A 25,136-nucleotide genomic window follows, 5' to 3' on the forward strand; every position below is an offset into this window, starting at 1 on the left:
TTCCGGAACTCCCTATACCGGGCAGTGGACGCCTCGGTATCTACGTGAGCAAGTAGAGATTGCGATTCGAGCGAAATTCGGGAACGCCGTCGATACTTCAGGATCCACTGCAATTAAAGTAAATTCGAACACATCGCGTATTGACGCGGATGTTGTGCCGAGGATTTCACTTTGAAGGAATATTTCGCTAATGGCGCTGTGCGGGAAGGAACGCGCGTTTTCAAGAAGGACGGCGGCTTCCTCGATAATTATGCGAAACTTGCAGCTCAGTAACGGAATCGCGAAGAATAACCGTACTAACTACCGCTACAAGAAAACCGTACGGATTCTTAAGCGCTCTAGAAAACGTGCTGGTCAGCGCGGGAAAAACAGACGAACTTCCTTCTTATCTTCTAGAGTGCCTGATTTATCAATGTCCTGACTCCAATTTCTTGACGAATACTTGGACCGCCACTCTTCGTGCGTGTCTTGCTGACATTTTCAATTACACTCTAGTGGCCGAGCCCTCCGAGGAGTCCGAACGATGGCTCGAAGTGAACGAAAGCTAAGTATCTCTTCCACTCTTCTCAAAAGTGGACTCGCAGCCAAGTTCACTCATTCGCCGCCGCCGCATGGGAATACATGGGATTTGAAATGATTAGCGGAGCAACGATCCGCATAATCGCTGTTTTGATCTCAGCGGTGTTCGTCGGTGGTTCCTGGTTGAATGGAGACTCGGCTGATTTCGCATTTTTGCGGTATTTTCGATAGCAGTGTTTCTTGCTACAAGCGCCTTTACTCTATGGGATCGCGTAGTTTGGAAGTGGCCAATAGTTCAGCGGTTTGCCGGCGTGACTCGCAATCTCAGCGGCACTTGGGAGGCGCAGCTGGAGTCCTTCTGGATCGATCCTAATACCGGTGTTCGCATCTCGCCAAAGGTGGTCTACATTGTCGTCAGGCAGACGAGCTCGCAAGTAAGCGTGACCATGCTCTCGAATGAGTCGCGTTCTAAATCGTCGACCGCTCGCGTGCTTCGAGAGGATGAGACGTGGGTTCTTCATTACTTGTATTCCAATGAACCCGAGCTGAGGTTTAGGGGCCGAAGTCAATTCATCACAGGTCCGAGTGCTTCGCGCCTCAGGTGACCCAACGACGCGCATGAGTGGGAGCTACTGGACGGACCGCGAGTCGAAGGGCGAATTGGTGCTCGGTCGTCGCCTTGCAAAATGCGCTGATGATTTTCTCGGTGCTACAGAACAGTTTGAGGCATCCGACGCCATGAGCCAGAAGTCTTAGCAGATGCGGCGCAATACGTTGATTTCAATCTTCCACGGCGGCATTCTCAGGCCGTTGCGCGGCGTCATACAAATCAGGGCATCGCGGTCACGGGGGCGTGACGAACAGGAATCAGGACGGGACCGTGCTCTTGGGCACGGTGAGTCCCGCCCTGAAGAAACCGGATGCGTCGGTTCCGTGGAGGCTCGAGCGGAGACATCCGTGGCTCTGGGTTCAGCTCGTCAGTACTCGCGGGAAGGTTGGCGTGGATGAAGTCGTTCACGCGGGCTCGGGCGTCGCGGTCTTCGACCCACGGCATGCCGGTGAAGCGGTGGGTGCCGTTAGGCCAGATTCCGAGCTGAACGTCGACGCCGTCTTCACGCATCTTCGCCGCCATGCGGGAGGAGGGGGGCATTGTGGATGAGGTCGCGCGTGCCGGTGAAGATGTAGGTCTTCGGGAGTCCGGCGGAGGAGCCGAACAGTGGGGAGATGCCGGGCTTGCGGAGATCGTGGTCGCCGGCGTAGAGGGCGGCGACCTTGAGGATGTCGTCGCGTTTGAGGATGTCTTTCGTCCGGTCCGTGATCGAAGCTCTGCCTGCTCGTGGTGAGGTCGGTGTATGGGAACTGCAGCAGCAGCGCCGAGGGCTGGGGACACCCTCCGCGCGCGCGCTGCACGAGCGCGAGAACGAGGCCGGCGCCGACGTTCTCGCCGGACACTGGCCTGCGATCGGCTCCGGGCACCACGAGTTCCGGTGGTCTACCGCAGTCTGATGCGCATCCTCCGTATCCTGCTGGGCGTCGCGGTCCAGCAGGGCACGGACGCCCTCGGATATCTGAGCACAAAGGTCTCGCGCGTCAGAGTGTCAGAGCGTCAGTGTAGCCGCAGCCAGCCTGGTGCTCGTGCTCTGTCGGCGCCGATCGATAAGCTCCGGGAACACGCAGCAGTAACGGCGCCGGGGGAGGGTACGAGATGTACGGGGACAGGCTCGCATCCGTCCTAACCGGCGTAACCCCGTCCCAGCTCCGACTCTGGCGCAAGAAGAGGATTCTGGTTCCGGAGATCCAGTCCCGGACGGCCGCCGCTCTACTCGTTCCGAGACCTTGCTGCGCTGCGTACGATTGCCCGCCTTCGCGGCCAAGCGAGCGCGCAGCGCATTGCCAAGGCGTTCGAGACCCTCCCCCTCATCGGTCTCATCGACCATCCCTCCGAGTACCGGTTCGGGTATGCCAAGCCTGAGATCTTCGTCGAGGGCCCGGATGGCCTCGTGATCGGCCTCGCAGCCAGTCCGGGGTCGGTACCGATCTACACCTTCGAGGACATCTCCGAGAGCTTCGCAAAACTTCCGCGGAGACGAAGTCAGCTGACTTCCGTCGGCCCTCCAAGTTCGTTGAGCTCGACCCTCACCGGATGAGCGGCATGCCGACCGTGGCGGGCACCCGCGTCGACATCGAGACCGTCCTCGAGCAGGTCGACCCGCTCGAGGACGATTCCGTCGAGGCATTCATTGACGACTACCCCGGGGTGACGCGCGAGGCGATCGCCGATGTTCTCCGCTTCGACCAGCGCGTGAGGATGGTCGCGTGACCCGGCACGACGGCCGGCGCATGTTCTTCGTCGACGAGTGCCTTGGCGAGAGCACCACCACGGCCCTGCGCATTCTTTTTCGAGGGTCGCTGTTTCAGAGCGCGAAGGATCTCCAGACGCGTGGGGCCTCGGATGTGCATCTCCTGGCGCGCCTATCGGACGAGCAGTTCGACGGCATCATCACCCGCGACCGTCAGCAACTCATTCACGACGACGAGCGCGCCGCACTGCGTCGTGCGGGCCTGCATTGGATTGGTATCGACTCATTTGGTGCGGGCCGTGGATCTTCGACGAGGATGAGCCCGATGCGTGTGCGGTCCGCCACTATGGCAACACTCACTCTAGGTATTCCACTCGTGCTCGAGACGTGGGCTGACCGACCGACGGCCTACCATCTCGCTTCGCGATCGGTCGGGCGCGTCGACGAGCTCAAGGTTCACCCGATCTGAGCGACGCTGCCACTGCGGGTCGTCAAAAAGCGGTAGCGAGACTGCAATGGCGTCTGTTTAGCGTCGCTTCCGGCTAGATCCTTAGGTCAGCATCTGGTGCGGCAGCAGTAGGGAGAAGGCTCTCAAGTTTTCGCACCCGGGCAACCTCACGCGCGAGATCGATGTTGGCTCTGAAGCCAGGCTGGGCGAGCGCAAGCTTGAACACCAACTCCGCATACGGGCCCGTCTCGCCGTTTCGGACGCCCCCGGAGGCATTGAAGACCTGATCGTTGTCCCGCACCGCAGTTAGAAGCCCGCCCACTTCCTGCGCACCCATGCCAGTCGCTGCATGCAACCGTGCCCAGATCAAGTCTGTGCGGTTGAAGCTCTCGCGATGCTTTGAGTGCTTCAACCAAAGATGCATTGCGCTTGGATACCAGGACAGGTTTGGTGCCGACCCAGTCGATGATCGCGTCGCCCACCTGCGCTGCTGTCATGCCGCTGCGAACAGTGAAGGCCTGCTTTTTTCCGAGTGGTCCATAGGGGTCTTCCCCGAAACTTCAGCGGGTAGGAGGGCACGTCACGGCCGAGGAGCCAACCCACCTCCTGGTCGCTTACCACCGACTCTCAACGAACCCCGGAAAGAGGAACACGATGCCCGCGTCACAGGTGCGTAGCGCGCGCTCAATCTCCGCGTGCCACTCCTGATCCGGCTCAATCGAATCGTGGGCAACGAACAGCGTGACACCCCAGTCGGCGAGGTGCTCTCCCACCTCACTAACCAGAGCCCGCTGTGACGCCAGGTGGGACGCGAATAGGAATAGGGGTGTTGCCTCCTCTTCGGCCTGCACCTCAATCGACACCTCGAACAGTTGGCGAACGGCCAATGCAAGCTCGTCCACCTCCGCACGAGGCAGATCCCGGATCGTATCCAGCACGGCCCCCGAGCGGTCAGCTTCGGTAACGTCCCACTGGTCGTTGTCGTGCCAACGTTCCCATCGAATTTCACCTAGTCCCGCCTCATGAAAGAGCAGATTGACGTCCGTCAGATCGCGCTCCGCTAGTGCGTTCGCAATAGATCGAAGAAGCGCCAGCTTCTCTACGTCAATGGCCACAAGGTCTCCAAATCAACCGGGTTAGGAATCGCAAGTGCAACCCCAAAGCAACACCAAAGATATTCAAGCATCGAACGTCGCTGATGCCGACTCCCCGCCACGCAACCGCGTACCGTGCGGTTGCAGAGACGACCCCGCGGTCATGCCCATGACGTCTCCCGTGCTGTGTGACGTCGAAGCCGCCATCGACGCAGCCACGTCTTGGAGACGTTGAGGCTGCAGTGCGTTGTCGTCGAGGAAGGCGCCTCGTCAGGACCGCCGCCGAGGGCCTAGCTCGAAACCCGACCCCCTGTTCAGGGAAGGGGGACCTTGTCCTTGGCTGCCCGGAAACCATTAGCTTTTCGGAGACGCACCGTTCAGCGGTCGTTTCGCTCTCGGCAGGTCCGGGTTCTCGGAAGGTCTGCTGTCTTGGAAAGACCTCTTGCCGCGTCTCGTCTCAGGAAGAGGCGCGGCGGGTGTTTCCGAGTCAGAACGAGGTCGTGAGGCTTCTCGGCCATACAGGTATGAGCACGTCGAGTCAGGACGCGCGGTTGCAGCTCGACGCGCTCGTCGCAGCGGGGGTGCAGAAGCGCGACGTGTTCGCGGACGTCACCTCGGGGAGCAAGACCGCGATCGAGCGGACCGGGATGAAGAAGCTCCTCGAGTAGGCCGAGGACGGGGACACCGTCGTCGCGTGGCGAGTCGACCGGCTGGCCGCTCCCTGATCGACGTGCTGAACACGGTGAACCTGCTGCGCGAGCGCGGTGTGCAGGTCCGGACGATTTCTGACGGCATCGATCCGCCGACGTCGACGGGCCGGTTGATGCTGAACATGCTTGCCACGCTCGCGGAGTACGAGCGCGAACTGATCGTCGAACGGGTCAACGCCGGTATCGCGGCCGCCCGCGCGAACGGCGCCCAGTTCCAGTAGGCCTCTGTCAGATCCGGTCGTGATTGCGGTCAAGCTCGCGATCGCCTCGGACGCGCGAGCACGCGGCCGCACCGCCGAGGACGCTGCCCGTCTCGTGAGGTGGAGCCGTGCGACGCTCTACCGGCACCAGCAGGCCCACGCGGCTTGCGAGCTGGTCGCGATGGACAGCCTCCGACTCGCGTCGGCGCCGCTCAGAGGTACCGCAGCGCCAGGTGCAGGTCGACGCGGTCGGACATCGAGCCGAGGTCGCGGCCGGTCAGCGCCTCGATGCGCTGCACCCGGTAGCGGAGCGTGCTGGCGTGCAGGTGCAGGAGGTCCGCGGCCCGGCGCCACGCGCCTCCGCTCTCGAGGAACACGCGAAGGGTCTCGACCATGTCGGAGCGGTGCTCGTCGTCGTAGCGGACCAGCTCGCCGAGCACCTCGCGGGCGAAGGCGGCGCGGGTGCGCGGCGAGATCAGCTCGAGCAGAGCACCGCTCGAGACCGGCACCGTGTGCGCGAGCACCGTGACGGGGTCTGCGGAGGAGTCGGCGGCCGCGGTCGCCCGGGCGCGGGCGGCGAGCAGGGAGGCTCCGAGCTGCCCGACGGAGCGGGAGCCGTCACCGACGCCGATCGACACCTCGACGTCCTCGCAGGAGCCACGGCTCGGCCTCGACGGCGGCGCGGAGGGCGGGCCCCGACTGCCTCTCCTCGTCGTGCGGATCGCCCAGGAGCAGCACCGCGCCTCCGTCGAGCACACCACCGAGGGTCAGAGCGTGCTCGCGCTCGCCCGCCTCGCGCAACGGCCGCAGCAGAGCCTCGGGAGGGAGCGACGGATCGTCCGAGCGGGCGAGCACCACCCGCAGCGGCGCTCCGAGCCGTGCTCGAGCAGGCGCAGCCGCACCGAGACCTCGCCGTCCGGCAGCTCGTCGTTCTCGACGGCGCGCAGCAGGTCGATCAGCGGTTCCGCCGCCTCCTGCTCGCGGCGGCGGGCGAGCGCGAGGCGACCGGCGACGGTGCTGGCGAGCAGGTCGGCGGCGTCGGCCGACTCCTCCGACCAGCCCCTCGATCGCCGGTCACCACGAGCACGCCGAGCCGTTCGCCGGAGGAGGAGAACAGGGCCTTGCGGGACAGGGTGCGGCTGCCGGGCGCGACGTCCCAGCGGTCGTCGGAGGAGGCGAGCGAGGCGTCCCACGCGGATCCGGACTCGGCGGGGGACGGCATGCCGCCCGCCGACGCGACGAGCGTGCCCGCGCGGTCGATCGCCCAGCTGCCGTGCGCGAACTCCTCGAAGAAGGCGCGGAGGGCGGCGTGCACGCCCTCGCCCGCGGCGAGGTCCTGGAGCAGCCGCCGGGCGAAGCGGGCGTCGCGGCCGAGCGTGGGTAGATCGGCCTGCGCGAGCACCCCTGCGACGGTCTGGCCGATCGTCTTGAACGACACCTCGGGCGAGACCGTCAGCAGCGCGACTCCGTGCCGACGGCGAGATCTCGGCCATGCCGGCGGGCAGCGTGCCGACGGCGATGAGGCCGACGACGATCGCCACGACTCCGCGGTCGGCGACCTGGCCGACGAACCGCTCGACGCTCTCGCGCCCGGAGGTCCACAGCGCGCTCGTGAGCACGACGTCGCCGGGGGAGAGGAAGCGGCCGGGATCGGGGAGGTCGATCGTGTAGGTGCCCGAGATCGCTCGGGAGAGCTGCACCTCGTCGCCGGTCACCAGGGTCAGCTGGAGCTCGGGATGGGTGAGGAGCTCGCGGACGTTCACGCCGGGGCGGCCTCTTCGATCGGGGGACCCGCGACCGGGCGGGGGCTCCAGACTACGGGGGCGGTGGAGGCGTGCTGCGGAACGTCGGCTGAGAGAGGGGTCTCTCGGCCGTCAGGCGACAGACCCCTCTCTCAGCTGATGTTCTGCGCGGGTCTCGGCCGAAGCGGCGCCTCCACGACGGAGGAGCCGACCCCCGGGGACGCGCAGGGCGTCTCGCGGGGGCCGGCCCCTCGGCTCAGTGCGCTGTCAGCGCGCGGAGCGGCGGCGTCCGAGTCCGAGTGCGACGGCGCCGGCGGCCAGCAGGCCGAGGGCCGCGGCCGAGAGCCAGCCGCCCTCGACGCCGGTGCTGGCGAGTCCGCCGGTCGGCTTCGCGGGGGTGCGCGGCGGCACGGCGGCGGCCGGGGTGGTGGCGTGCGGGGCCGGCGCGGCGGTGGGGGCCGCGGTCGGGGCGACCGTCGGCTGCGCGGTCGGCGCCGGGGTGGGCTCCGCCGTCGGCGCGGTGGTCGGCGCGACCGTGGGCTCCGCCGTGGGCTCTCCCGTCGGCACCGGCGTCGGCTCGGGCGTGACCGCCGTGCCGAACACCGACTCCGCCGAGCCGAGCGACGCCAGCACGGTCTCGCCGTTCGCGTCGTCGACTGCGTCGTTGTCCGTACCGCGAAGACCTCGCCCGCGCCCGTGATGCCGAGCCCCTCGAGCTTCTCCTGGGTCCAGCCGTTGCCCGCCTCGGAGCGCCGGCAGCACGTCGGCTGCGAGCGTCTTCTCGAGCACCGGCAGCTCCTCGCCGACCGCGGCACCCGCGCCCGTGGGCAGCGGGACCGTGAGACGGCCTTGAGCGACGCATCCGGACCGTTGCGCTTGTCGCGCTCGATCACGGCGAGCGTGCCCGCCGGGGTCAGCGTGATCTCGGACAGTCCGTTCCAGTCGCCCCTCGACCCGGACGGAGCCTCGAGCGGGTAGCCGAAGAAGCTCCAGGTCCCGACGGCGACGTCGTAGCGGCCCAGGCGCACCACCTCGTCCGCGTCGATCGAGGCCTCGCGCTGCAGCGCGGTCCAGACGATCTCGCCGTCCGTTCCGGACTCGACGGTCACGCCCTCGAAGCCCTGCGAGCCCAGTGCGTCGGCGACCTCGGCCGGGAGGGCGATGCGCTCGAGCACCGCGGCGGAGTCGTCGAGGCGCAGCAGGGCGTTCTCGGGTCCGGTCGCGCCCTCGGTCACGGCCCAGAAGCCGCCGTCGGCGCGCGCCGCGATGCCCTCGAGGTCGAGGGCGGCCGGCTCACCCGCCTCGGTGACGGTCGTCGTCGCGTCCAGCACCGCAGGGGTGACGGAGGTGTCGATCGAGTGGATCGTGCTCGGGGCGTAGGCGCTGTCGCTTACCGCGTAGAGGCGGTCGGCGTCGGCCGGGTCGGTCGAGAGGCCAGAGAGGGCGCCCCAGGGCAGCGGCGATCCGTCGACGTCGGCCGAGACGAGAGTGGGGAACGCGGGGGCGGAGGCGCCGAGCCCGTAGAGCTGCACCGTGGCGCGCAGAGCGGCCTCGGCGTCGTCGGTCTCGCTCGAGACGACGAGCAGGTCGCGCTCGGGCAGGGCGAGCAGCCCCTCCGGACCGGGCGTGGACGGCAGAGCCTGCACGAGACGCGGCGCGGTGGGGTCCGAGACGTCGTAGACCGCGACGAAGTTGGCGCGCTCGGCGCCGACGAAGACGTAGGGCACGCCGTCGAAGGTCGCCGAGAGCAGGCCCTCGGGCTCGGAGCCCTTCGCGTCGGAGCGCTTGTCGGGGTAGAGGCCGAGGCTCACGGCGAGGTGGTCGAAGGAGTTCCCCGCGTCCCACTGCACCGCCTCGGTGGCCGCGTCGAGGATGGACCAGCCGCGCGTGCCGCCCTTCCAGTCGCCCTCGTTCGCGATCGCGACGTGCGCGTCGCCGACCCAGCCGATGGCGTCGGGCTCGCGCGGCACGTCGGTGATCGATCCGGTGAGCGAGATCGTGTCGTCGTCGAGGGTGTCGATGCCGTCGACCGAGACGGTGCCCGCGGAGTAGGAGGTGAGCACCTCGCGCGAGGCCAGGTCGACGATCGCGACGGCGTTGTTCTCCTGCAGGGTCACGGCCACGGCCGTGTCGGAGGGGTTGATCGAGACGTACTCGGGCTCGGGGTCCTCGGGGGTGTCGAGGCCCGCGAGTCCGGTGAGCGAGACGTGCTCGGCGACCCAGGCGGAGGGGTCCCCGGCCAGGTCCATGACGACGAGCTCGCCGGCGGGCGCCTGCGGCAGGTCGCCCTCCTCGGCGCCCTCGGGGGTGAACTCCTCGTCGCGCTGGTTCTCGATCGCGATGACGGCGGTGTCGCCGGCGGTGGTGACGTCGATGGAGTCGGGCCGCCCGCCGAGCTCGATCGTCGCGACCGGCGCGAGGTCGGAGGCGGTGCAGGACCCTCACGTGCCCGGAGGGGTTCGCGAAGTCGCCGTCGCTCGTGTCGACGACCGCGAGGACGTACTCGCCCGTCGCGTAGACCGAGGTCGGCTCTCCGCCGACGCCCACGCCGCCGAGCGGCTCGGGCGACTCGGGGTCGCTGATGTCCAGGACGTTGATGCGCTGGCCGGCCGAGTCGGTCGAGTAGACGAGGCGGCCGTCGGGCGACGCGCTCGAGATCTCGGCGACGGCGGAGTCGACGGCCGGGTCGGCGGCGTTGAGGTACGCGGGCACGGTGGCGACGCGGGTGAAGAAGGAGCCGCCGCTCGCCGCGGCGGGCAGGGCGGCTCCGGAGCGTGCAGCTCGCGAGGGTGAGGACGATCGCGGCGCCGGCGGCGCGACGGGGGCATGAGGACGGGGCACGGGTCTCCTGAGCGGGTTCGAAGGGAACCCGACCACGCTGGTCGGCCCGGGTGAACGCGGGGTCGCTCGGGTGTCCGCCGGGGGAACGCGAGGTGTCCGCGGCCCCGTGAGCGGGAGGCCGGGGGCCCCGCTCCGCCGGCGCCGACCCGTGGCGCTCGGTGCGCCGTCCGGAACCGAGGCCGGGAGTGCGCCGGCGGCTGCTGCGGCGCCCAAGGGAGGCTCCCGCCCTCGATTCCGTGCGGTCCGGCGCTCAGAGCGCGTGCTCAGAGCGTGTTCGGACCGGTCCAGGCTCCCAGTCGGCCCTGGTTGTACGTGCCGTCGCCGGCTGTCGACGAGACCGTCATCGACCACTCGGCGGCCGCTCCCACGCCGGACACGCCGGTGCCGACGCGGAACGTGATGTCGAACGCCGCGGATCTCGCCGTCCCGCAGGATCGCCTGCGGGTTGAGGAAGGTCACCGTCGAAGTGCCGATGCCCGTGACGCCCAGCGGCGCCGGGAGACCAGCCGGGGCGGTCAGCGAGGTGACCACCAGCGAGCCCGCCGGGAACGAGGGCCCGGCGGTCTGCGCGACGGTGATCGTGATGGTCGCGGCGCCCGCGGGTACGTCCTCCGCGGAGCTGTAGTTGAAGAGGCGGACCTGGACGCGGTCCTTGACCGAGCACGTTCACCGTCGTCCGGGCCCAGACGAGGTTCGAGGATCCGAGGGCGAACTGCGGGAACAGGTTGTTCTCCCAGCGCTCGGCCTCGGGAACGGGCTCGCCGGACGCGGCCGCGGCGGGGGTTGCGAGGGCGACGGCGACGATCGGGGCCGTCCACATGCCGGCGGTGACGAGGGAGCGTCGGGGCAGAGGAGCATCGGGCAGGAGCATGGCGGACTCTTCTCGAGAGGGGCATCACGACGAGGGTCGGAGGGCGGAGCTCGGAGTGCGCGTCGTTCGGGTACCGGCGCACCCCGAGCCGCTTCCCGAACGCTACGGAGGAGGCGGATCGACGGCATCCGGCCGCATCAACAGGCGTCTACACGGCCGTCTGGCTCCCGTCAGCGGGGCGGAACCCGGGCGGCCAGGTCCTCCGATCCGGCGCGGAGGAGCCCTCGATGGACGGAACCGCCGCCTCGCCCGCCGTCTCCGGGTCCGCCTCGACGCTCCGCTCGGAGAGCCTGGCGCCTACCGGGTGGAGGCGCGTGCGGCTGCCGACCGGTGTCGTCACCGCGATGACGATCGGCGCGCATCCAGGGCCACGCTGTCGAGCGTGAGCGTGCTCTTCTCGCTCGTCCACTCGTTCAGCTCGCCCGCGGGCCCGATCGCCGCCCTGTTCGTCTTCCTGTCGGCCAGCCCCTGACGAGGACGACGTCGGTGACCACCGGCGCGGACGCCTCCGCACCGATCAGTCCGGCAGCGATCGTCTGAGCCCGGAACGCCGTCGTCGCGCGCGGTCGGCGCTCGCACTCCACCTTGGCAACGCTGTGGACGTCCGCCGCTGCGTCATCGCCTCATCCTGCCCGACTCCGCCGCTCCCTGGACGCCCCGAGCGGGGCGTCCACTCACGGGCTCGTCGCCCACCGGGAAGGCGGCGGAGGAGGTGCGGGACGGCGTGCCGCAGCGTCGACAGGCGTCTTCACGCCGACCGGCCACGGGTGGACGGAGCAGACCGGGTCCGCGTGCGCCCCGCTCAGCGCGGCTCCTCCACGCCCTCGACGAGCAGGACTCCCGCCTGGACCGCTGTCGCCAGCTCCACCCGCGTGCGCACGCCGACCTTGTCGAACAATCGGGAGACGTAGGTGCGGACGGTGCTCGACGAGAGGCCGAGCGCGACCGCGATCTCGTCGTTGCCCCGGCCCGCGGCCACGGCGGCAGCGACCTCGCGCTCGCGGGCCGACAGCGCTGCGCGGGGTGCCGGTGCGGGGGCGACTCCCGCCACGCGGCGGATCACCTGCGAGAACGACGCGACTGGAGCGACCTTCGGCAGGAACGCGTCGGCTCCCGCGAGCAGGACCGCCGCCTCCGCCTGCTCCCCCAGGAACGAGGACATCACGACGATGCCCAGCCCGGGGAGGGCGCGTCGCAGCGGGCCGATCACCTGCGGGGCCGAGACCGCCTTCATCCGGACGTCGAGCAGAACCACGTCCGGACGCAGCCGCCGCGCCTGTGCGAGGACGAGCTCGCCGTCGTCGAGTGCGCCCACGACCTCCAGGAGCGGATCGGTGCGGAGCACCTGGCGGAGAGCGAGGAGCACGAGCGGGTCGTCGTCGACGAGGAGGACGCGCACCCGTACTCCCGGTGCGGGGAGTGCAGCGGGGTCGTCGGCACCCATGTCCTCTCCCGTCTCGGGCCTGCGCAGGGCGGAGGGACCCCGCGCAGCCACTAGCACTCCCTTCGCCGGACCCCCGCGGCGCACGACTCTCCGAGAGAACCCCACCATGACCTCCACCCCCTGGCTCGAGCGGCGCACGGCCGGTCCGCTGCTGATGAGCGGCAACCTCGTCCTCGGACTCGCGATCTTCTCTCTCGTCGCACCGCGGCTCCCGCTCTGGAACCTCCTCCTGACCCTGGTGATCGGCCTCGCCGCGATCCTCCCCCTCGGCGTCCAGCGCCGGCACCCGAGGACCGCCGGCGTTCGCGATCGTCGGAGCCGCCCTCACTCCCATCGCCACTCCGGCACTGTGGACCGCGCTCGTCGTGCTGGGACTGCGCCTGCCGCGCAGGACCGCACTGAGGTTCGTGCTCGCCGGTGCCCTCGCCAACGGCTTCCTGCTCGGGCTCTACATCGTGAGGTGGGCGACTCCGCAGACCCTCGGCGCGTCGATCCTCGTCGGCGTCTTCTCGATGGCGGTCACGGTCGTCATCGGCCTCGCGGGCATGCTCGGCGGCGCTGATGCCCGGAGCGACCGTGCGGCGGAGGAGCGCCTCCTCGCCGCCGTCGACCGGAGCACGGTGGAGGCGGAGCGCTCGCGGGACGGAGAGCGGGAGCGGATCGCGGCCGAGATCCACGACTCCCTCGGGCACTCGCTGACTCTTCTGAGCTTGCACTCCGCAGCGCTGCGCGACGTCGACTCCCTGTCGCAGGAAGAGTTGCGGGCGCTCTCGAACTCCATCCGGCGGCAGAGCGCGCGCTGCGGTGGACTCGCTCACGGCGACGCTCCGGGCCGCGCCGGACGCGCGCTCGACCGAGGCGGCGGCGAGCCTGGACGGCCTCTTCGCGGGCGTGCAGGCCACGGGGCGGCCGCTCGACGTGCAGATCGAGGGCGATCCCGGCACGCTCAGCGGCGATACGACGGCCGTGCTGGTGCGCTTCTGCCGGGAGGGACTGACCAACGCCCTGAAGTACGCGGGTGAGGGGCCGCTCGGGGTCGCCGTGCGGATCGACGAACGCGGGGGCGTGGTCGCCGCGGTGACGTCACCCGAGCGCCCGCCGGATATCCCGGCGGGGCCGGTCATGTCGTCGTCCGAGCGGGGCCTGCGCGATCTCGGCGCGGCCGCGGGCTCGATGGGCGGTGAGGTCGTCCTCACGAGGGAGGGAGGCGTGGTGACGACGAGCCTGCGCGTCCCGGCCGCGGATCGGCCGCCTCAGTCTCAGTCGTGAGGGCGAGGGCTCGCCGGCTCGCTGATCGAGCAGCCCGCGGAGCGGGCGTCTCCGAGTTCCCTGTGCTCCAAGGGGTGGGTCTCGATACGCCGCTGCGCGGCTACTCGACCAGCAGAACTGAGGCTGAGCGCGGCGATCCGGGCGGATCGATCTCCTCAGCCTTACTTGTGAGGCGAGGGCTCTCCGGCCTGCTGATCGAGTAGCCCGCGGAGCGGGCGCATCGAGATTTACGTGGCCCAGGAGGGCGGGTCTCGATACGCCGCTGCGCGGCTACTCGACCAGCAGGGAGGGGCCGCCGCGAGGCCCGCGGCCGCCGTCCCCCACGCGCCCAGCGCCCCTGCACGCGCTGGTCGCGCGCCAGTCCCAGCGCCTCCGCGTACGCGCCCTCGAGCACGTCCTCGATCCGCACCCTCGAGCCCGTCTCGGAGGAGCGCACCGCCGCCTCCACCATCGCCAGGCTCCGCACGTTCGCGTGCACCTCGCCCGACGGCGTGCCACCGGTGCGCAGTGCGGAGACGAACTCGGCGAGCGAGCCGTGGATCTCCTCCGGGACCGGCCCGAGCGACGCCGTCCGCACCTCGGAGGACTCCCGGGCCTGCACCTCCGGCGCCCCGTCGCTGTCCCAGCGGGCCGTGCCGCCCGCGCCGTTCACGCGCCAGCTGCCGTTCCACGACGTCTCGAACCCGTCGGCGCACCAGCTGCCCGTGTAGGTGAAGCGCAGCCCGCCGGCGAACTCGAACACCGCGGTCGCCGCGGCGCCGTCGGCGTACCAGCTCCAACCCGGGTTGTACTCCTCGCAGTAGACCGACACCGGATCGCTGTCGAGCAGGTACCGCGCCGCATCGAACGCGTGGATCGCCATGTCGACGAGCAGCACGTGCGGCATCTCCTCGCGGAACCCGCCGAAGTGCGGCGCCTTCGCGAAGTCGACGGTCGCGGTCCCGAGCGTCCCGAGCTCGGCGATCTGCGCGCGGAACGCGGCGATCGCGGCGTAGTACCGGCGCGACTGGCTCGGTCATCAGCAGTCGCCCGGAGGCCTCGGCGGTCGCCGCGAGCACGAGCGCCTCGGCGACCGTCGGCGCGATCGGCTTCTCGCAGAGCACCGGCAGGACCGGCGAACAGCGCCTCGGTGCTCACCGGCAGGTGCGCGCGCGGCACGGTCACGTTGACCACGGCGTCGGCGCCGGAGCGCGCGGCGACCTCGGCGACGGAGGTGCCGATCGCGACCGGGGCGACCCCCTCCTCCGCCGCGGCCTGCTCGGCCAGGGCGGTGTCGAGGTCGACGAGCCCGACCAGCTCGACGTCGGCCGAGTCGCGCAGCGCGCGCAGCCACGCGCGCCCCATCGCCCCCGCGCCGACCTGGACGATGCGCACCGGAGCGCTCATCGGACGAGCGCTCCCCTGGTAGTCGTGCCCGGTGTAGAAGTCCTCGGTCTCGTAGCGCTGCAGCACCGGAAGCGTGCGCTCGGGTCGGACGGTCCGCGCCCACTCCACTCCGTTCGCGATCACGCGGCGCACGTCGGCGTGGTGATGCACGGGGTAGTCCTGGTCGCCGGGCGAGAAGAAGAAGATCTTGCCGTGCCCCTGCTTCCAGGTCATGCCCGAGCGGAACACCTCGCCGCCCGAGAACGTCGAGAGGAACACCAGCTCGTCGGGTGCCGGCACGTCGAAGAACTCCCCGTACATCTCCTGCTGCGGGATCACGAACGGGTGGGGCACGCCCTGGGCGATCGGATGCGTCGGGTCGACGGTCCAGACCAGCTCGCGGTCCTGCTCCGATCGCCAGCGCAGCGTGCAGGTCGTGCCCATGAGCTTCCCGAAGATCTTCGACCAGTGGCCGGAGTGGAGCACCAGCAGTCCCATGCCCGACAGCACGTGCCGGTGCACGCGCTCGACGACCTCGTCGGCGACCTCGCCGTGCGCGGCGTGCCCCCACCAGACGAGCACGTCGGTGGCGGCGAGGACGTCCTCGGTCATTCCGTGCTCGGGCTCGTCGAGCGTCGTGGTCGACACCTGCGCGCGCTCGCCGAGGTTCTCGGAGATGCCCGCGGCGATCGTCGTGTGCATGCCGTCGGGGTAGATCGCGCGCACCTCCTCCTCGATCTGCTCGTGGCGGTTCTCGCCCCAGACGAGTACGCGGACGGGGAGGAGGGAGTGGTCACGGGAGGGTCCTTCACCGGGTCGGCACTGACGTGGTCGCGGTGGTCGGTTAACCGCTTTTACCGCGACGTCCAGGATGATGGACGTCACCGTCGCTCGTCAACCGCGAGGGGCGACGAGCGGAGGAGCACCATGGCGACCATGCGCGACGTCGCCGAGCGCGCCGGCGTCTCGATCGCCACCGTCTCGTTCGTCGTCAACGACTCCAAGCCCGTGACCGCCGAGACGCGTCAGCGCGTCGTCGACGCGATGGCCGAGCTCGACTACCGCCCGCACGCCCTCGCCCGAGCGCTCGCTCGCCGCCGCTCGATGATCCTCGCGGTCGTGTTCCCGCTGGTGCGCCCGCGCCTGCTCAACACCGCCACCCTCTTCTTCGCGGGAGCGGCCGAGGCGGCGGCCGAGCGCGGCTACTCGATCGTGCTCTGGCCCTCGCTCGACTCCTCCGAGCGCCTCGCCGGCCTCCGCGCCGACGGTCTCGTCGACGGCGTGGTGCTGATGGAGGTGGCCCTCGACGACGACCGGGTCGACGTGCTGCGCGCCTCCGGAACGCCTTTCGCGCTCATCGGGCGCACGCGCGTCCCTCCGCCCTCGACTGGGTCGACATCGACATCGAGGGCATGGTCGAGGAGTCGCTCGCGCGCCTGTCGTCGCTCGGCCACGAGCGCATCGCCCTGGTGCTCGGCGGTCCCGAGCGTGTCGAGGGCTTCGGAGCGAACGCCCGCGCCCGCGAGACGTTCCGCCGCGTGTCGGGGGAGCGGGGTCTCTCCAGGAGTGCTGGCTCGAGGCCGAGGAGTCGGCTCGCGGCGGACGCGCGCTCGCCGAGGAGCTCGGCGACGCGACGGCGGTGCTCGTGTTCGACGGAGGCGATCGCCCTCGGCCTCGCGCACGAGCTGCGGCACCGCGGAGTGAGCGTGCCGGAGGACGTGTCGATCGTGCTGCTCGCCTCGACCCCGGATGTCGCCGACTTCGGCGATCCCGAGCTCGACGTGCTCGTCTCGCCGGCGCACGAGCTGGGGCGGAGGGGAGTGGAGGCGCTGCTCGCGCGCCTCGAGGACCCGGCGGCGCCGCTCGTGCAGGAGCGCATCGGCGGGGAGTGGCGGACCGGCGGATCGGTCGCGCCGGTTCGTAGCGTAGTCGGGGCGGGATCGGTCCGCGAGCGACCGCGGGTAGGGCTCGCGCGGGTCGCACGTGCCCCGGTCGCGTTCGCGCCGGTCTCACGTCCAGCTCGCGGAATCGAGTTCGGCTCGCAGATCCCGCCGGTTCCGACGAGCCGAACCGGTTTCCACGAGCCGAACCGGTTCTCGCGAGCCGGAGGTGCTGCCGAGGGGTGCGTCAGGCGGTGGTCACGGCACGATCGCGTCGATGTACCCGCCGTCGACCCGCACGGCCGCGCCCGTGGTCGCCGAGGCGAGCGGCGACGCGAGGTAGACGACCATGTTGGCGATCTCCTCCGGTTCGATCAGCCGCTGCAGCAGCGAGTTCGGCCGGTGCAGCCGCATGAAATCGCGCTGCGCCTCGTCCCACGGGAGCGACGCGTCGACCAGCTCGCGCACGAAGTCCTCGACCCCACCCGTGTGCGTCGGGCCCGCGAGCACGCTGTTCACCGTGACTCCGCTGCCCGCTGCCGCCTTCGCGAAGCCCCGCGAGACTCCGAGCAGCGCCGTCTTCGACACCCCGTAGTGGATCATCTCGGCCGGCGTCGCGACGGCGGAGTCGCTGCCGATGTGCTGCACGCGCCCCCAGCCCCGCTCGATCATGCCGGGCAGGTACGCGCGGGTCAGGCGCACCCCGGTCAGCACGTTCACCTCGAAGTAGCGCCGCCACTCGTCGTCGCTGATCGTCAGCGGATCGGCGCTGCCGAAGATCCCGAGGTTGTTGACGAGGACGTCGACGGTCGGAACGGCCTCGAGCAGCGCCGCGCTGCCGTCGTCGGTGGCGAGGTCGGCGGCGACTCCGCGGACGGTCGCCTCCGGAACTGCTGCTGCAGCACCTCCGCGACCGCCGTGTCGATCGAGCCCCGCGAGCGGGCGCTGACGACCACGTCCGCGCCGGCCCGTGCGAGCCTCGACGGCGATCGCCAGCCCGATGCCCTGCCCGGATCCGGTGACCAGTGCCGTCCTTGCCGATGAGATCGATCGCGATCATGCTGCCCCGTCCTGCGGCGCGCGCGGTGCGGGCCGTGCTCGATGACAGTAGTAGCGACGGGGTGCCCGCAGATGCTGCTGCAGGGGGTCTTCTTGAGGTGCTTGCCGCGAGGAGTGCCCGGCGAAGACGCCTTGAACCGGGTCTGAAGTCGACAGACCGATCGAAGCCGATGCAGCCCTGTCCCTCTGCTCCCGCGCAGAGCCGCTGAGGCACTGCGATGTGACGAGAAGACTCGGCGTGACCGATCGGCCCGAGGCGAATCAAGCCGGCATGGCGCCGCACAGGTGACCCGTTCGATCTGGTGGTGAGCTGCAGTCAGCTCTTATTCCGTGCGGGAGCGCCGTGCGTTGCGAGAGTGGATGTGGTGCACATGCGCTTGGAACGCACGAACCGAGCCACCACGGTAGTCGACGACGGACTACTTCGCCTAGCCGCCGAATGACGCATCTCAATTCACGGCAGACGATGGCAGAATCTCGCGATTTCTCCCCTTGAGGTGAAGAAATGCGGTGGCGAGAAACTGCTTGCAGTGACGATTCTTGTCCGACCTGCGCCACTCGCGTCTCCATTCATGCCACATCGTTCTGCCTGAAACCCCTCTCATATGAGAAGTCGTCATGTTTAGTTAGCGTTCCTCGCATCAGCACCAACACATCGCTGAGGGATTGGGGGAATCGCGTGTTCTTGAGCAGAAAACCCTCGAGAGAGAGCCGCTTCACGAAGGTGGCCGCGGCTACGGCAGTGATCTTCGGGGTGCTCGGCGCAGGGGCGGTCATCGCCACCTCTGCCCAGGCTTCCGAATGCAGCTTCGAGGTGGTGTGGCATCGTCCACAGCGCAAAGGACTCGACACGTACCGTGTTCGTCGGCTCTGCATGGAGCGGCTCAGCGCCGTCCGGCAAGATCGCCGCTCTGTCGCCCGGCCAGTCGTCGAAGTCGTTCATGGTGGACGCCGACGCCTACAAGCTCATGCCAGGTGCCTGCGCCTGGTGGTACACCGAGGCCGGAACCAAGCAGGCACCCGCTCGCGTGCGCGGCGATGGCAGGTGGCACCAGATTCACAACAGCTTCAACTACACGATGCACACCTATGCCTGCTGAGGTGCTACCGTCCACGTCACTGCCGACTGCCGCCCCTTGAGAAAGAGAGTCAGCTGATGAAGAAGATCGCCGTCCTGTTGCCGTTGGTGCTGACTTTTCGCTGTCATTGATGGCCGCATACGCATTGCCAGAGGTGGTGTGGGCTCTAGCTAATCCCACATCGGCAGATACCGACCCGGCATTCTTCTTCGCCGGATTCATTGGACTCTTCATCGCGTTCCTCGCTCTGCACGTCTGGGGGTCGTATGGCTGCTTCGCGGGCAGAGTGCTGAAGACTAGCTCGAGCTGGTCGGAGAGGGCCGGCGCCCGCGGGGGCCGGCCCTTCCGCATTTCGGCGACGCTCTCGAAAGGCGCTGCGCTGCGCTGTTGCTTGAGTGCAATTCAGATTTCAGGCAACCCGCCGATTCGCTGCCCGGATCCGGTGACCACTGTCGTACTGCTCGTGCGAGCATCGCTGCTCCGTTCTGCCACGCGCCGTGCGCGCCGTGCCTCCGATCGTGTCGGTTGCGTCGCGAGAGCGGACCCCGGACGAGTCGCTGGAAAGCATCGCGGACCCGGCACCGCTCCTGCGCGCAGAACTCGTCGGCACTTGGGACGCGGGCGTTCAGTTCACCTACGCGTTCTGGATCCCGCTGCTGTTCTTCGACGCACCTCACTCGAACAGCGCTGCCGCTCATCTCTTCGTCGCGCGCGGAGAGCTCCTGCTGGGTGACGGCGAGACGTTCGACCGCTCGTGTCTCGAGCGGTATCCCGCTGGTTCCTTCCTCTGGGTTCCAGCCGGCGCGGCGCACTTCGACGGGGCCGACACCGAGACGGTGCTCATCGGCACGGCGACCGGCCGTGAAGCGCCGACTACAGGTGAGGCGTCGGCCACGAGGGGCTGGTTCTCCGCAGCGGTCGGATCCGGTTCCTCGGAGGTCGGAGAACCCCCCGATCCCGGAAAGGACGGCCGAGCAGGTGTCGCGCCCGATGAAGGGGCGCGTCGTCGCGGCGCCACACCTTGCGCCCTCCCGCGCCCCGCGCGTACCGTGCTCGAGTACCTCGTCGCGAGCCGCGACGTCGGTGCGGCCACCTCACCGGCCGACCGGACGGCTCGCGGACACGGGGCTCCCCGCACGGAAGACGGTCCTTTGCGCATCAGCACCGGTACCGCGTCCACGACGCAGACGCTGACCTCGCACTGACGACCCCCGTGCCCGCCCGCTGAGGGCGAGGCTCCCGCATGCCGGGAGCCCGGTGGTCGTCGCGCGCCGACACACCATCACCGGGAGCAACCGTGCCCTCCATCACCACACCCTCCGTCGTCCTCACCGACTGCCTCGTTCGCCTGGCCCGACGGCGACGTCGTCCTCGACCGGGTCACCACCGCGTTCGGCCGTGGCCGCATCGGGCTCGTCGGGGCCAACGGCGCCGGCAAGTCGACGCTCGTCCGGCTCGTCACGGGCGACCTCGCCCCCACGCACGGCTCCGTCTCGACGACGGGGCCGGTCGACCTGCTGCCGCAGCGGCTCCGGCGCGGGCCCGACGACACCGTCGCCGATCTGCTCGGGATCCGGCGGGAAGCTCGACGCCCTGCACGCGATCCTCGGCGGGGACGCCGATCCGCGGCACTTCGACGTGCTCGACGACGACTGGGACCTCGACGCCCGGGCGGTCGCGGCGCTCGGGGAGGCAGGGCTTCCGGAAGATCTGCGTCGGCCCGTCGCGACCCTCTCGGGCGGGCAGGCGGTCCTCACCGCGGTGACGGGCGTCCTCCTCCGGAACAAGCCGATCGCCGTGCTCGACGAGCCCACCAACGACCTCGACCGGCGGTCGCGCGGCCTGCTGCTCGACCTGGTCGACCGGTGGAGCGGCACGCTGATCGTGGTCAGCCACGACCGCGAGCTGCTCGAGCACGTCGACGAGATCGCCGAGCTGCGGGGCGGTGCGCTCCGCACCTCCGGAGGCACGTTCTCGGACTTCGAGGAGCGCCTCGCCGTCGAGCGGGCGGCGGCCGAGCGCGATCTGCGCGACGCCGATCAGCTGCTGCGCGCCGAGAAGCGCAGCGGATCGAGGCCGAGACGACCATCGCGCGGCGGGCGAGGGCGGGCGCCCGATCGGCGAGGTCGATGCCGAAGATCCTCGCGAACGCACGGAAGAACAGGGCCGAGGGAACGGCCGGGCGGCTCCGCTCGGGTCACGGCGAGGCGGAGGCGCGCGCCCGCGAACAGGTCGACGCCGCGCTGCGCGCGGTGCTGGACGACGACGCGGTCCGCATCGAGCTGCCGGACCCGGGGGTGCCAGCCGGGCGGCGGCTCGCCGAGATCACGGTGCGCGCGCCGCACCACGGTGCTGCAGGGATCCGAGCGGATCGCCGTGGTCGGCGCGAACGGCACGGGCAAGACCACGCTGCTCGAGCAGCTCGTGCGGGCGGAGGCGCGGCCGCATCCGATCGCCGACACGCACGCCACCGCGCTCACCGACCGGATCGGCCGGCTCCCGCAGCGCCGGGAGGGACTGCTCGACGACGACCGCACGGTGCTCGAGCACGTCGCGCGCGCGGCCCCCGCCGTGCCGGCCGGCGAGCTGCGCAACGCGCTGGCCCGGCTGCTGCTCCGGGGCGCGATCGTCGACCGGACGGCGGCGACCCTGTCGGGAGGAGCGGTTCCGCGCCGCCCTCGCCGGACTCGTGCTCGCGCAGCCGGCTCCGCAGCTCCTCGTGCTCGACGAGCCGACCAACGACCTCGATCTGGCGACGACCGACCATCTCGTGGAGGTGCTCGCGGCCTGGCGGGGCGGGCTGGTCGTGGTGAGCCACGACGAGGCGTTCCTGGAGCGGCTGGGGCTCGACGGGCGGGTGGTGCTGGACGCGGACCGAGCGGGAGCGCGGCCGTCCCACTCCGTTCTCGCGGCCGCCGAGTCGACGCGGGGCGGGCTCCGGGGTCGGGACGGGCCCCGGTTCGAGTCCACTCGGGTCGGGCTGCGCGGTGGAGTCGACGCGGGGCGGGCTCTGGACCCGGACCGAGCCCCGTTCCGAGTCGAGTCGCGTCGTGCCGCACGCCCGAGTCGACGCGGGCCGGGCCCGGACTCCGAGCAGGCCCCGTCCCGCGACCACTCGCGCCCCGGATGCGCCCCGCCGGCACTCGCGGACGCGTCGACTCCGCAGTAGAAGGTCGTACTCGCGCTCGAGTACGACGACTTTCGAGGATGGACCAGGACGTCAGCCCGAGTGGTGCCGCCCGATCGGCAGCACCAGCGGCGTGCGCGAGACCGGGTCCTCGATGATCCGCGACTCCATCCCGAACACCGCGCGCACGACCTCCGACGTCACGACCTCGGCCGGCGTGCCCGAGGCGTACAGCGCGCCGGCCCGTACGGCGAAGAGGTGATCGGCGTACCGCGCCGCGAGGTTCAGGTCGTGCAGCACGATCACGATCGTCGTGCCGCGCGAGCGATTGAGGTCGGTGAGCAGGTCGAGCACCTCGATCTGGTGCGAGACGTCGAGGTACGTGGTCGGCTCGTCGAGCAGGAGCACGTCGGTGCGCTGGGTGAGTGCCAGGGCGATCCAGACGCGCTGGCGCTGGCCGCCCGAGAGCTCGTCGACCGGGCGGTCGGCGATCTCGAGGGTTCCGGTGGCGCGCAGGGCGTCCTCGACGATCGCGTCGTCGTCGGCGGAGGAGCCGCGTCCGAACCAGCCGCGGTGCGGGTAGCGGCCGCGCGCCACCAGGTCCGAGACCGCGATGCCCTCCGGCGCGATCGGGGTCTGCGGCAGCAGGCCCACCTGCGTCGCGACCTGCTTGGTCGGCAGCCTGTGGATCGCCCGCCCGTCGAGCAGGACCCGCTCCGGCGCGCGGGGTGATCAGCCGCGCCATCGCGCGCAGGAGCGTCGACTCGCCGCAGGCGTTCGCTCCGACGATCACACTGATCGCTCCCGTCGGCACTTCGAGCGAGAGGCCGTCGACGACGACGCGCTCGTCGTAGGCGAGCGTCACGCCGTCGACCGCGAGCGAGCGGTGGGCGGAGGCGACCCCCGGGGTCGCGGACGTGGGCGATGCGGTCACAGGGTGCCTCCGGTGCGGGTGCGTCGGGCGAGGAGCCAGAGCAGGAACGGCGCGCCGAGCGCACCGGTCACCACTCCGACGGGGAAGCGGGCGCCCGAGAAGGCGAGCCCCGCGACGTACTGGGCGACGAGGTCGGCCGCGAGCACGACCACCACGCCGACGAGGGCGGACGGCACGAGCAGCGACCGCGCCTCCGGAACGATGCGCCGGGCGATCGGACCCGACACGAACGCGATGAACGCGATCGGCCCCGTGGCGGCGGTCGCGACCGAGACGAGGCCCACGGCCACCGCGAGCAGCGCCGTGCGGTCGCGCCCGACGGAGGCGCCGAGCGCGGTGGCGGAGTCGTCGTCGAGCTGGAGCACCTGCAGCCGCCCCGAGAGCAGCAGCGCCAGCGGCACCAGCACCAGCATCGCCAGCGCGAGCGGCGGCACGCCCTCCCACATCGCCGAGTTGAGGCTGCCGGTCAGCCAGCGCAGCGACTCCTGCACGTCCTCGAAGTCGGCCCGCGTCTGCACGTACGCGATGACGCTCTGGAGCATCGCGCCCACCCCGATGCCGATCAGGATCAGGCGCGCCCCCGCGACTCCGCCCCGCCCCGCCAGCCCGGCGATGGCGAGCGCGGTCAGGAGGCCGGCGACGACGGCGATCACCGAGACGGCGACGCCCGACAGCCCGAGGAACGCGATCGCGACGACGGCGTCGCGGCGCTCGCCCCGGACGTGATGCCGATGATGTCGGGGCTGGCGAGTGCGCTGCGCAGCAGCGTCTGGAAGATCACGCCGCCCATGCCGAAGCCCGTGCCGACCAGCACCGCGGTGAGGGTCCGAGGCAGGCGCAGGGTGCCGACGGTGAACGACGCCCCGGGCACCGTGTCGCCGAGGATCACCCGCACGACCTCGACGGGGAGTAGAAGGTGCTGCCGACGCTCAGCGACACGAGCACGAGTGCGAGCGCGACGGCGGCGAGGACCGCGCAGCCGAACGCGGTGCGGCGGGCGCGCCGGGTCCGCCCGGCGATGATGCCCGGCGCCACTGCGGAACCGTCACCGGACGAGCGGAGTGACGTGGCAGCACTCACAGGGCCCTCACCTTCGAGCGGCGCACGATCGCGATCAGCACGGGCGCTCCGGATCAGGGCGGTGACGATGCCGACCTCGACGTCGCTGGGCCGCGCGACGACGCGCTCGACGACGTCGGCGGTGAGCAGGAGCAGGGCGCCGAGCAGGGCGGAGGCGGGCAGCAGCCACGTGTGCGCGGGACCGGTCAACCGGCGCGCGAGGTGCGGGACCACGAGGCCGATGAATCCGATGGGCCCTGCGACGGCGGTCGCGGCGCCGCAGAGCAGCACGGTGGCGATGCCGGCGACCAGGCGGATGCGGCCACACGGCGGCCGAGACCTGTCGCGAGGTCGTCGCCCAGCGCCAGGGCGTCCAGGCCGCGCGCGCTGCCGAGCGCGAGCACCGCGCCGACGGCGAGGAACGGCAGCACCTGCAGGATCCCGGTCGTCTCGGCGCCGCCGACGCCGCCGACCTGCCAGAAGCGGAAGCGGTTGAGCGTCTCGTCCTGCGTGAGCAGCACGGCGCTGATCAGAGAGGTGAGCGCGGCGGCGGTCGCGGCTCCGGCGAGGGCGAGCGTGAGCGGAGTCGCTCCGTCGCGGCCGAGCGACGCCACGGCGTAGACGAAGGCCCCGGCGGCCGCCGCGCCGAGGAACGCGAGCCAGACGAACTGCGGGAGGGTCGTCACTCCGAGGACCGAGATGCCCAGGACCACCGCGAGGGACGCACCCGCGTTCAGCCCCAGGATGCCCGGGTCGGCGAGCGGATTGCGGGTCATGCCCTGCATGACCGCCCCGGCGAGCCCGAGGGAGGCGCCGACCAGCAGAGCGAGCACGGTGCGCGGGACGCGGCCCTGCACGGCGGCGTCGACGATCGAGGCGGGGTCGGGCGCGGTGAGCGCCGGCCAGATCTCGGCGAGCGGATCTCGCGCGAGCCGTAGACGAGCGAGGCGATCGAGGCCAGGGCGAGCGCGACGACGACGGCGCCGAGCCCGAGGGGGCGCAGGCGCGGCGCCCCGCCCGCGAGTGTCGTCGCGGGCGGGGCGCCGGGGAGGAGCGGAGGCGCCGGTGCTCACGACACCTTGTCGGCGGCCGCCGCATCCCCGCCGTACTCGTCGAGACCCCACGGCGATGCTCAGCAGGTTGGGCGAGGAGGTCGCCATCGCGAGGGACGAGCCGTCGGTGAGGACGTAGACCG

General features: G+C 70.3%; 24 protein-coding genes and 9 pseudogenes. 17 read left to right on the plus strand and 16 right to left on the minus strand.

From position 1 onward, the window contains the following. Positions 1–250 precede the first annotated feature (250 nt). From AC0CII_RS18130 to AC0CII_RS18140, 3 genes are all read left to right on the plus strand, one after another. Positions 251–421 (plus strand): hypothetical protein, encoded by a 171-nt coding sequence (locus AC0CII_RS18130; RefSeq protein ID WP_465230985.1) that lies wholly within the window; start codon positions 251–253, stop codon positions 419–421. Further along, positions 348–548 (plus strand): hypothetical protein, encoded by a 201-nt coding sequence (locus tag AC0CII_RS18135; protein WP_465230240.1) that lies wholly within the window; start codon positions 348–350, stop codon positions 546–548. Before AC0CII_RS18130 ends, AC0CII_RS18135 begins: the two co-directional genes overlap by 74 nt. Positions 549–830: 282 nt before the next feature. Continuing rightward, positions 831–1,124, plus strand: a complete 294-nt coding sequence (locus AC0CII_RS18140; RefSeq protein ID WP_465230241.1) for a Cap15 family cyclic dinucleotide receptor domain-containing protein — start codon at positions 831–833, stop codon at positions 1,122–1,124. A 507-nt stretch (positions 1,125–1,631) separates the two neighbouring features. On the opposite strand, the gene AC0CII_RS18145 is transcribed toward AC0CII_RS18140, so the two are convergent. Then, entirely contained in the window at positions 1,632–2,087 is a 456-nt protein-coding gene (locus AC0CII_RS18145; RefSeq protein ID WP_465230986.1) for an alpha/beta hydrolase fold domain-containing protein, read from the minus strand. A 566-nt stretch (positions 2,088–2,653) separates the two neighbouring features. Between AC0CII_RS18145 and AC0CII_RS18150 the strand changes: the two are divergent. Together AC0CII_RS18150 and AC0CII_RS18155 are read left to right on the plus strand one after the other, a co-directional pair. Beyond that, positions 2,654–2,839: pseudogene (locus AC0CII_RS18150) on the plus strand (DUF433 domain-containing protein); the annotation flags it as partial. Next, positions 2,836–3,288, plus strand: coding sequence for a PIN-like domain-containing protein (locus AC0CII_RS18155; protein ID WP_465226888.1), 453 nt, complete (start codon positions 2,836–2,838; stop codon positions 3,286–3,288). The pseudogene AC0CII_RS18150 and the gene AC0CII_RS18155, both read left to right, overlap by 4 nt. A gap of 593 nt (positions 3,289–3,881) precedes the next feature. Here the strand turns inward: AC0CII_RS18155 and AC0CII_RS18160 are convergent. Continuing rightward, positions 3,882–4,382 (minus strand): TIR domain-containing protein, encoded by a 501-nt coding sequence (locus AC0CII_RS18160; RefSeq protein WP_465230242.1) that lies wholly within the window; start codon positions 4,380–4,382, stop codon positions 3,882–3,884. 479 nt (positions 4,383–4,861) lie between these two features. Here AC0CII_RS18160 and AC0CII_RS18165 point away from each other — a divergent pair. Further along, positions 4,862–5,428 (plus strand): annotated as a pseudogene (locus AC0CII_RS18165) (recombinase family protein); the annotation flags it as partial. Between the two features lie 55 nt (positions 5,429–5,483). On the opposite strand, the gene AC0CII_RS18170 reads toward AC0CII_RS18165, so the two are convergent. From AC0CII_RS18170 to AC0CII_RS18185, 4 genes are all read right to left on the minus strand, one after another. Next, complete coding sequence (locus tag AC0CII_RS18170) at positions 5,484–5,909, minus strand: PucR family transcriptional regulator (RefSeq protein ID WP_465230243.1); 426 nt, start codon at positions 5,907–5,909, stop codon at positions 5,484–5,486. Next, positions 5,890–6,072 carry a hypothetical protein gene (locus AC0CII_RS18175; RefSeq protein WP_465230244.1) on the minus strand — a complete coding sequence of 61 codons (183 nt, stop codon included), beginning with the start codon at positions 6,070–6,072 and terminating at the stop codon, positions 5,890–5,892. The genes AC0CII_RS18170 and AC0CII_RS18175 overlap by 20 nt, the downstream gene beginning before the upstream one ends. Beyond that, positions 6,039–7,034, minus strand: coding sequence for a PucR family transcriptional regulator ligand-binding domain-containing protein (locus tag AC0CII_RS18180; protein WP_465230245.1), 996 nt, complete (start codon positions 7,032–7,034; stop codon positions 6,039–6,041). The genes AC0CII_RS18175 and AC0CII_RS18180 overlap by 34 nt, the downstream gene beginning before the upstream one ends. Positions 7,035–7,165: 131 nt before the next feature. Then, positions 7,166–9,262, minus strand: a complete 2,097-nt coding sequence (locus AC0CII_RS18185; protein WP_465230246.1) for an esterase-like activity of phytase family protein — start codon at positions 9,260–9,262, stop codon at positions 7,166–7,168. Here AC0CII_RS18185 and AC0CII_RS18190 point away from each other — a divergent pair. Then, positions 9,261–9,806: a hypothetical protein gene (locus AC0CII_RS18190; RefSeq protein ID WP_465230247.1), complete on the plus strand. Its 546-nt coding sequence runs from the start codon at positions 9,261–9,263 to the stop codon at positions 9,804–9,806. The genes AC0CII_RS18185 and AC0CII_RS18190 overlap by 2 nt on opposite strands. Before the next feature lie 388 nt (positions 9,807–10,194). On the opposite strand, the gene AC0CII_RS18195 is transcribed toward AC0CII_RS18190, so the two are convergent. After that, positions 10,195–10,725, minus strand: coding sequence for a hypothetical protein (locus tag AC0CII_RS18195; protein ID WP_465230248.1), 531 nt, complete (start codon positions 10,723–10,725; stop codon positions 10,195–10,197). A 227-nt stretch (positions 10,726–10,952) separates the two neighbouring features. Between AC0CII_RS18195 and AC0CII_RS18200 the strand changes: the two genes are divergently transcribed. Further along, positions 10,953–11,111, plus strand: a complete 159-nt coding sequence (locus tag AC0CII_RS18200; RefSeq protein WP_465230249.1) for a hypothetical protein — start codon at positions 10,953–10,955, stop codon at positions 11,109–11,111. Between the two features lie 416 nt (positions 11,112–11,527). On the opposite strand, the gene AC0CII_RS18205 is transcribed toward AC0CII_RS18200, so the two are convergent. Then, on the minus strand, positions 11,528–12,169 hold the full coding sequence (locus AC0CII_RS18205) for a response regulator (RefSeq protein WP_465230250.1): 642 nt from the start codon (positions 12,167–12,169) through the stop codon (positions 11,528–11,530). Between the two features lie 106 nt (positions 12,170–12,275). Here AC0CII_RS18205 and AC0CII_RS18210 point away from each other — a divergent pair, with 106 nt between their 5' ends. From AC0CII_RS18210 to AC0CII_RS18220, 3 genes are read left to right on the plus strand one after another with little or no spacing between them, the layout of a single operon-like run. Then, the gene (locus AC0CII_RS18210) at positions 12,276–12,731 is read left to right on the plus strand and encodes a hypothetical protein (protein ID WP_465230251.1); all 456 of its coding nucleotides are present in this window, start codon (positions 12,276–12,278) and stop codon (positions 12,729–12,731) included. Next, the gene (locus AC0CII_RS18215; protein WP_465230987.1) at positions 12,715–13,191 is read left to right on the plus strand and encodes a histidine kinase; all 477 of its coding nucleotides are present in this window, start codon (positions 12,715–12,717) and stop codon (positions 13,189–13,191) included. Before AC0CII_RS18210 ends, AC0CII_RS18215 begins: the two co-directional genes overlap by 17 nt. Next, positions 13,088–13,438: a sensor histidine kinase gene (locus tag AC0CII_RS18220; protein WP_465231130.1), complete on the plus strand. Its 351-nt coding sequence runs from the start codon at positions 13,088–13,090 to the stop codon at positions 13,436–13,438. The genes AC0CII_RS18215 and AC0CII_RS18220 overlap by 104 nt, the downstream gene beginning before the upstream one ends. Positions 13,439–13,538: 100 nt before the next feature. On the opposite strand, the gene AC0CII_RS18225 is transcribed toward AC0CII_RS18220, so the two are convergent. The 3 genes and pseudogenes from AC0CII_RS18225 to AC0CII_RS18235 form a co-directional block, all read right to left on the minus strand. Next, entirely contained in the window at positions 13,539–14,324 is a 786-nt protein-coding gene (locus tag AC0CII_RS18225) for a Gfo/Idh/MocA family protein (protein ID WP_465230252.1), read from the minus strand. A 281-nt stretch (positions 14,325–14,605) separates the two neighbouring features. After that, positions 14,606–14,824 (minus strand): annotated as a pseudogene (locus AC0CII_RS18230) (Gfo/Idh/MocA family oxidoreductase); the annotation flags it as partial. A gap of 9 nt (positions 14,825–14,833) precedes the next feature. Further along, a pseudogene (locus tag AC0CII_RS18235) lies at positions 14,834–15,541 on the minus strand (ThuA domain-containing protein); the annotation flags it as partial. A gap of 198 nt (positions 15,542–15,739) precedes the next feature. On the opposite strand from AC0CII_RS18235, the pseudogene AC0CII_RS18240 reads away from it, so the two are divergent. Further along, positions 15,740–15,859, plus strand: a pseudogene (locus AC0CII_RS18240) (LacI family DNA-binding transcriptional regulator); the annotation flags it as partial. Between the two features lie 356 nt (positions 15,860–16,215). Continuing rightward, positions 16,216–16,653 (plus strand): annotated as a pseudogene (locus tag AC0CII_RS18245) (substrate-binding domain-containing protein); the annotation flags it as partial. Positions 16,654–16,941: 288 nt separating this feature from the next. Here AC0CII_RS18245 and AC0CII_RS18250 read toward each other — a convergent pair. Beyond that, positions 16,942–17,730, minus strand: coding sequence for an SDR family NAD(P)-dependent oxidoreductase (locus tag AC0CII_RS18250; RefSeq protein WP_465230988.1), 789 nt, complete (start codon positions 17,728–17,730; stop codon positions 16,942–16,944). Between the two features lie 869 nt (positions 17,731–18,599). Between AC0CII_RS18250 and AC0CII_RS18255 the strand changes: the two genes are divergently transcribed. The 4 genes and pseudogenes from AC0CII_RS18255 to AC0CII_RS18270 all read left to right on the plus strand — a co-directional run bounded on the left by AC0CII_RS18255 (position 18,600) and on the right by AC0CII_RS18270 (position 22,106). Then, positions 18,600–18,842, plus strand: a complete 243-nt coding sequence (locus AC0CII_RS18255) for a hypothetical protein (RefSeq protein ID WP_465230253.1) — start codon at positions 18,600–18,602, stop codon at positions 18,840–18,842. Positions 18,843–19,339: 497 nt separating this feature from the next. Next, positions 19,340–20,026, plus strand: a complete 687-nt coding sequence (locus AC0CII_RS18260) for a cupin domain-containing protein (protein ID WP_465230254.1) — start codon at positions 19,340–19,342, stop codon at positions 20,024–20,026. 201 nt (positions 20,027–20,227) lie between these two features. Beyond that, a pseudogene (locus AC0CII_RS18265) lies at positions 20,228–20,278 on the plus strand (hypothetical protein); the annotation flags it as partial. A gap of 919 nt (positions 20,279–21,197) precedes the next feature. Continuing rightward, complete coding sequence (locus AC0CII_RS18270) at positions 21,198–22,106, plus strand: hypothetical protein (protein WP_465230989.1); 909 nt, start codon at positions 21,198–21,200, stop codon at positions 22,104–22,106. Here the strand turns inward: AC0CII_RS18270 and AC0CII_RS18275 are convergent. From AC0CII_RS18275 to AC0CII_RS18290, 4 genes and pseudogenes are all read right to left on the minus strand, one after another. Further along, positions 22,042–22,882: pseudogene (locus tag AC0CII_RS18275) on the minus strand (ABC transporter ATP-binding protein). The gene AC0CII_RS18270 and the pseudogene AC0CII_RS18275 overlap by 65 nt on opposite strands. After that, a complete protein-coding gene (locus AC0CII_RS18280; RefSeq protein WP_465230255.1) occupies positions 22,879–23,535 on the minus strand; it encodes a FecCD family ABC transporter permease in 657 nt (218 codons plus the stop codon). Before AC0CII_RS18280 ends, AC0CII_RS18275 begins: the two are co-directional and overlap by 4 nt. Next, positions 23,532–23,777, minus strand: a complete 246-nt coding sequence (locus tag AC0CII_RS18285) for an iron chelate uptake ABC transporter family permease subunit (protein ID WP_465230256.1) — start codon at positions 23,775–23,777, stop codon at positions 23,532–23,534. Before AC0CII_RS18285 ends, AC0CII_RS18280 begins: the two co-directional genes overlap by 4 nt. Further along, positions 23,768–25,101 (minus strand): annotated as a pseudogene (locus tag AC0CII_RS18290) (FecCD family ABC transporter permease). The gene AC0CII_RS18285 and the pseudogene AC0CII_RS18290 overlap by 10 nt, the downstream one beginning before the upstream one ends. Positions 25,102–25,136 lie beyond the last annotated feature (35 nt).

Source organism: Rathayibacter sp. AC182 (genome assembly GCF_979253875.1).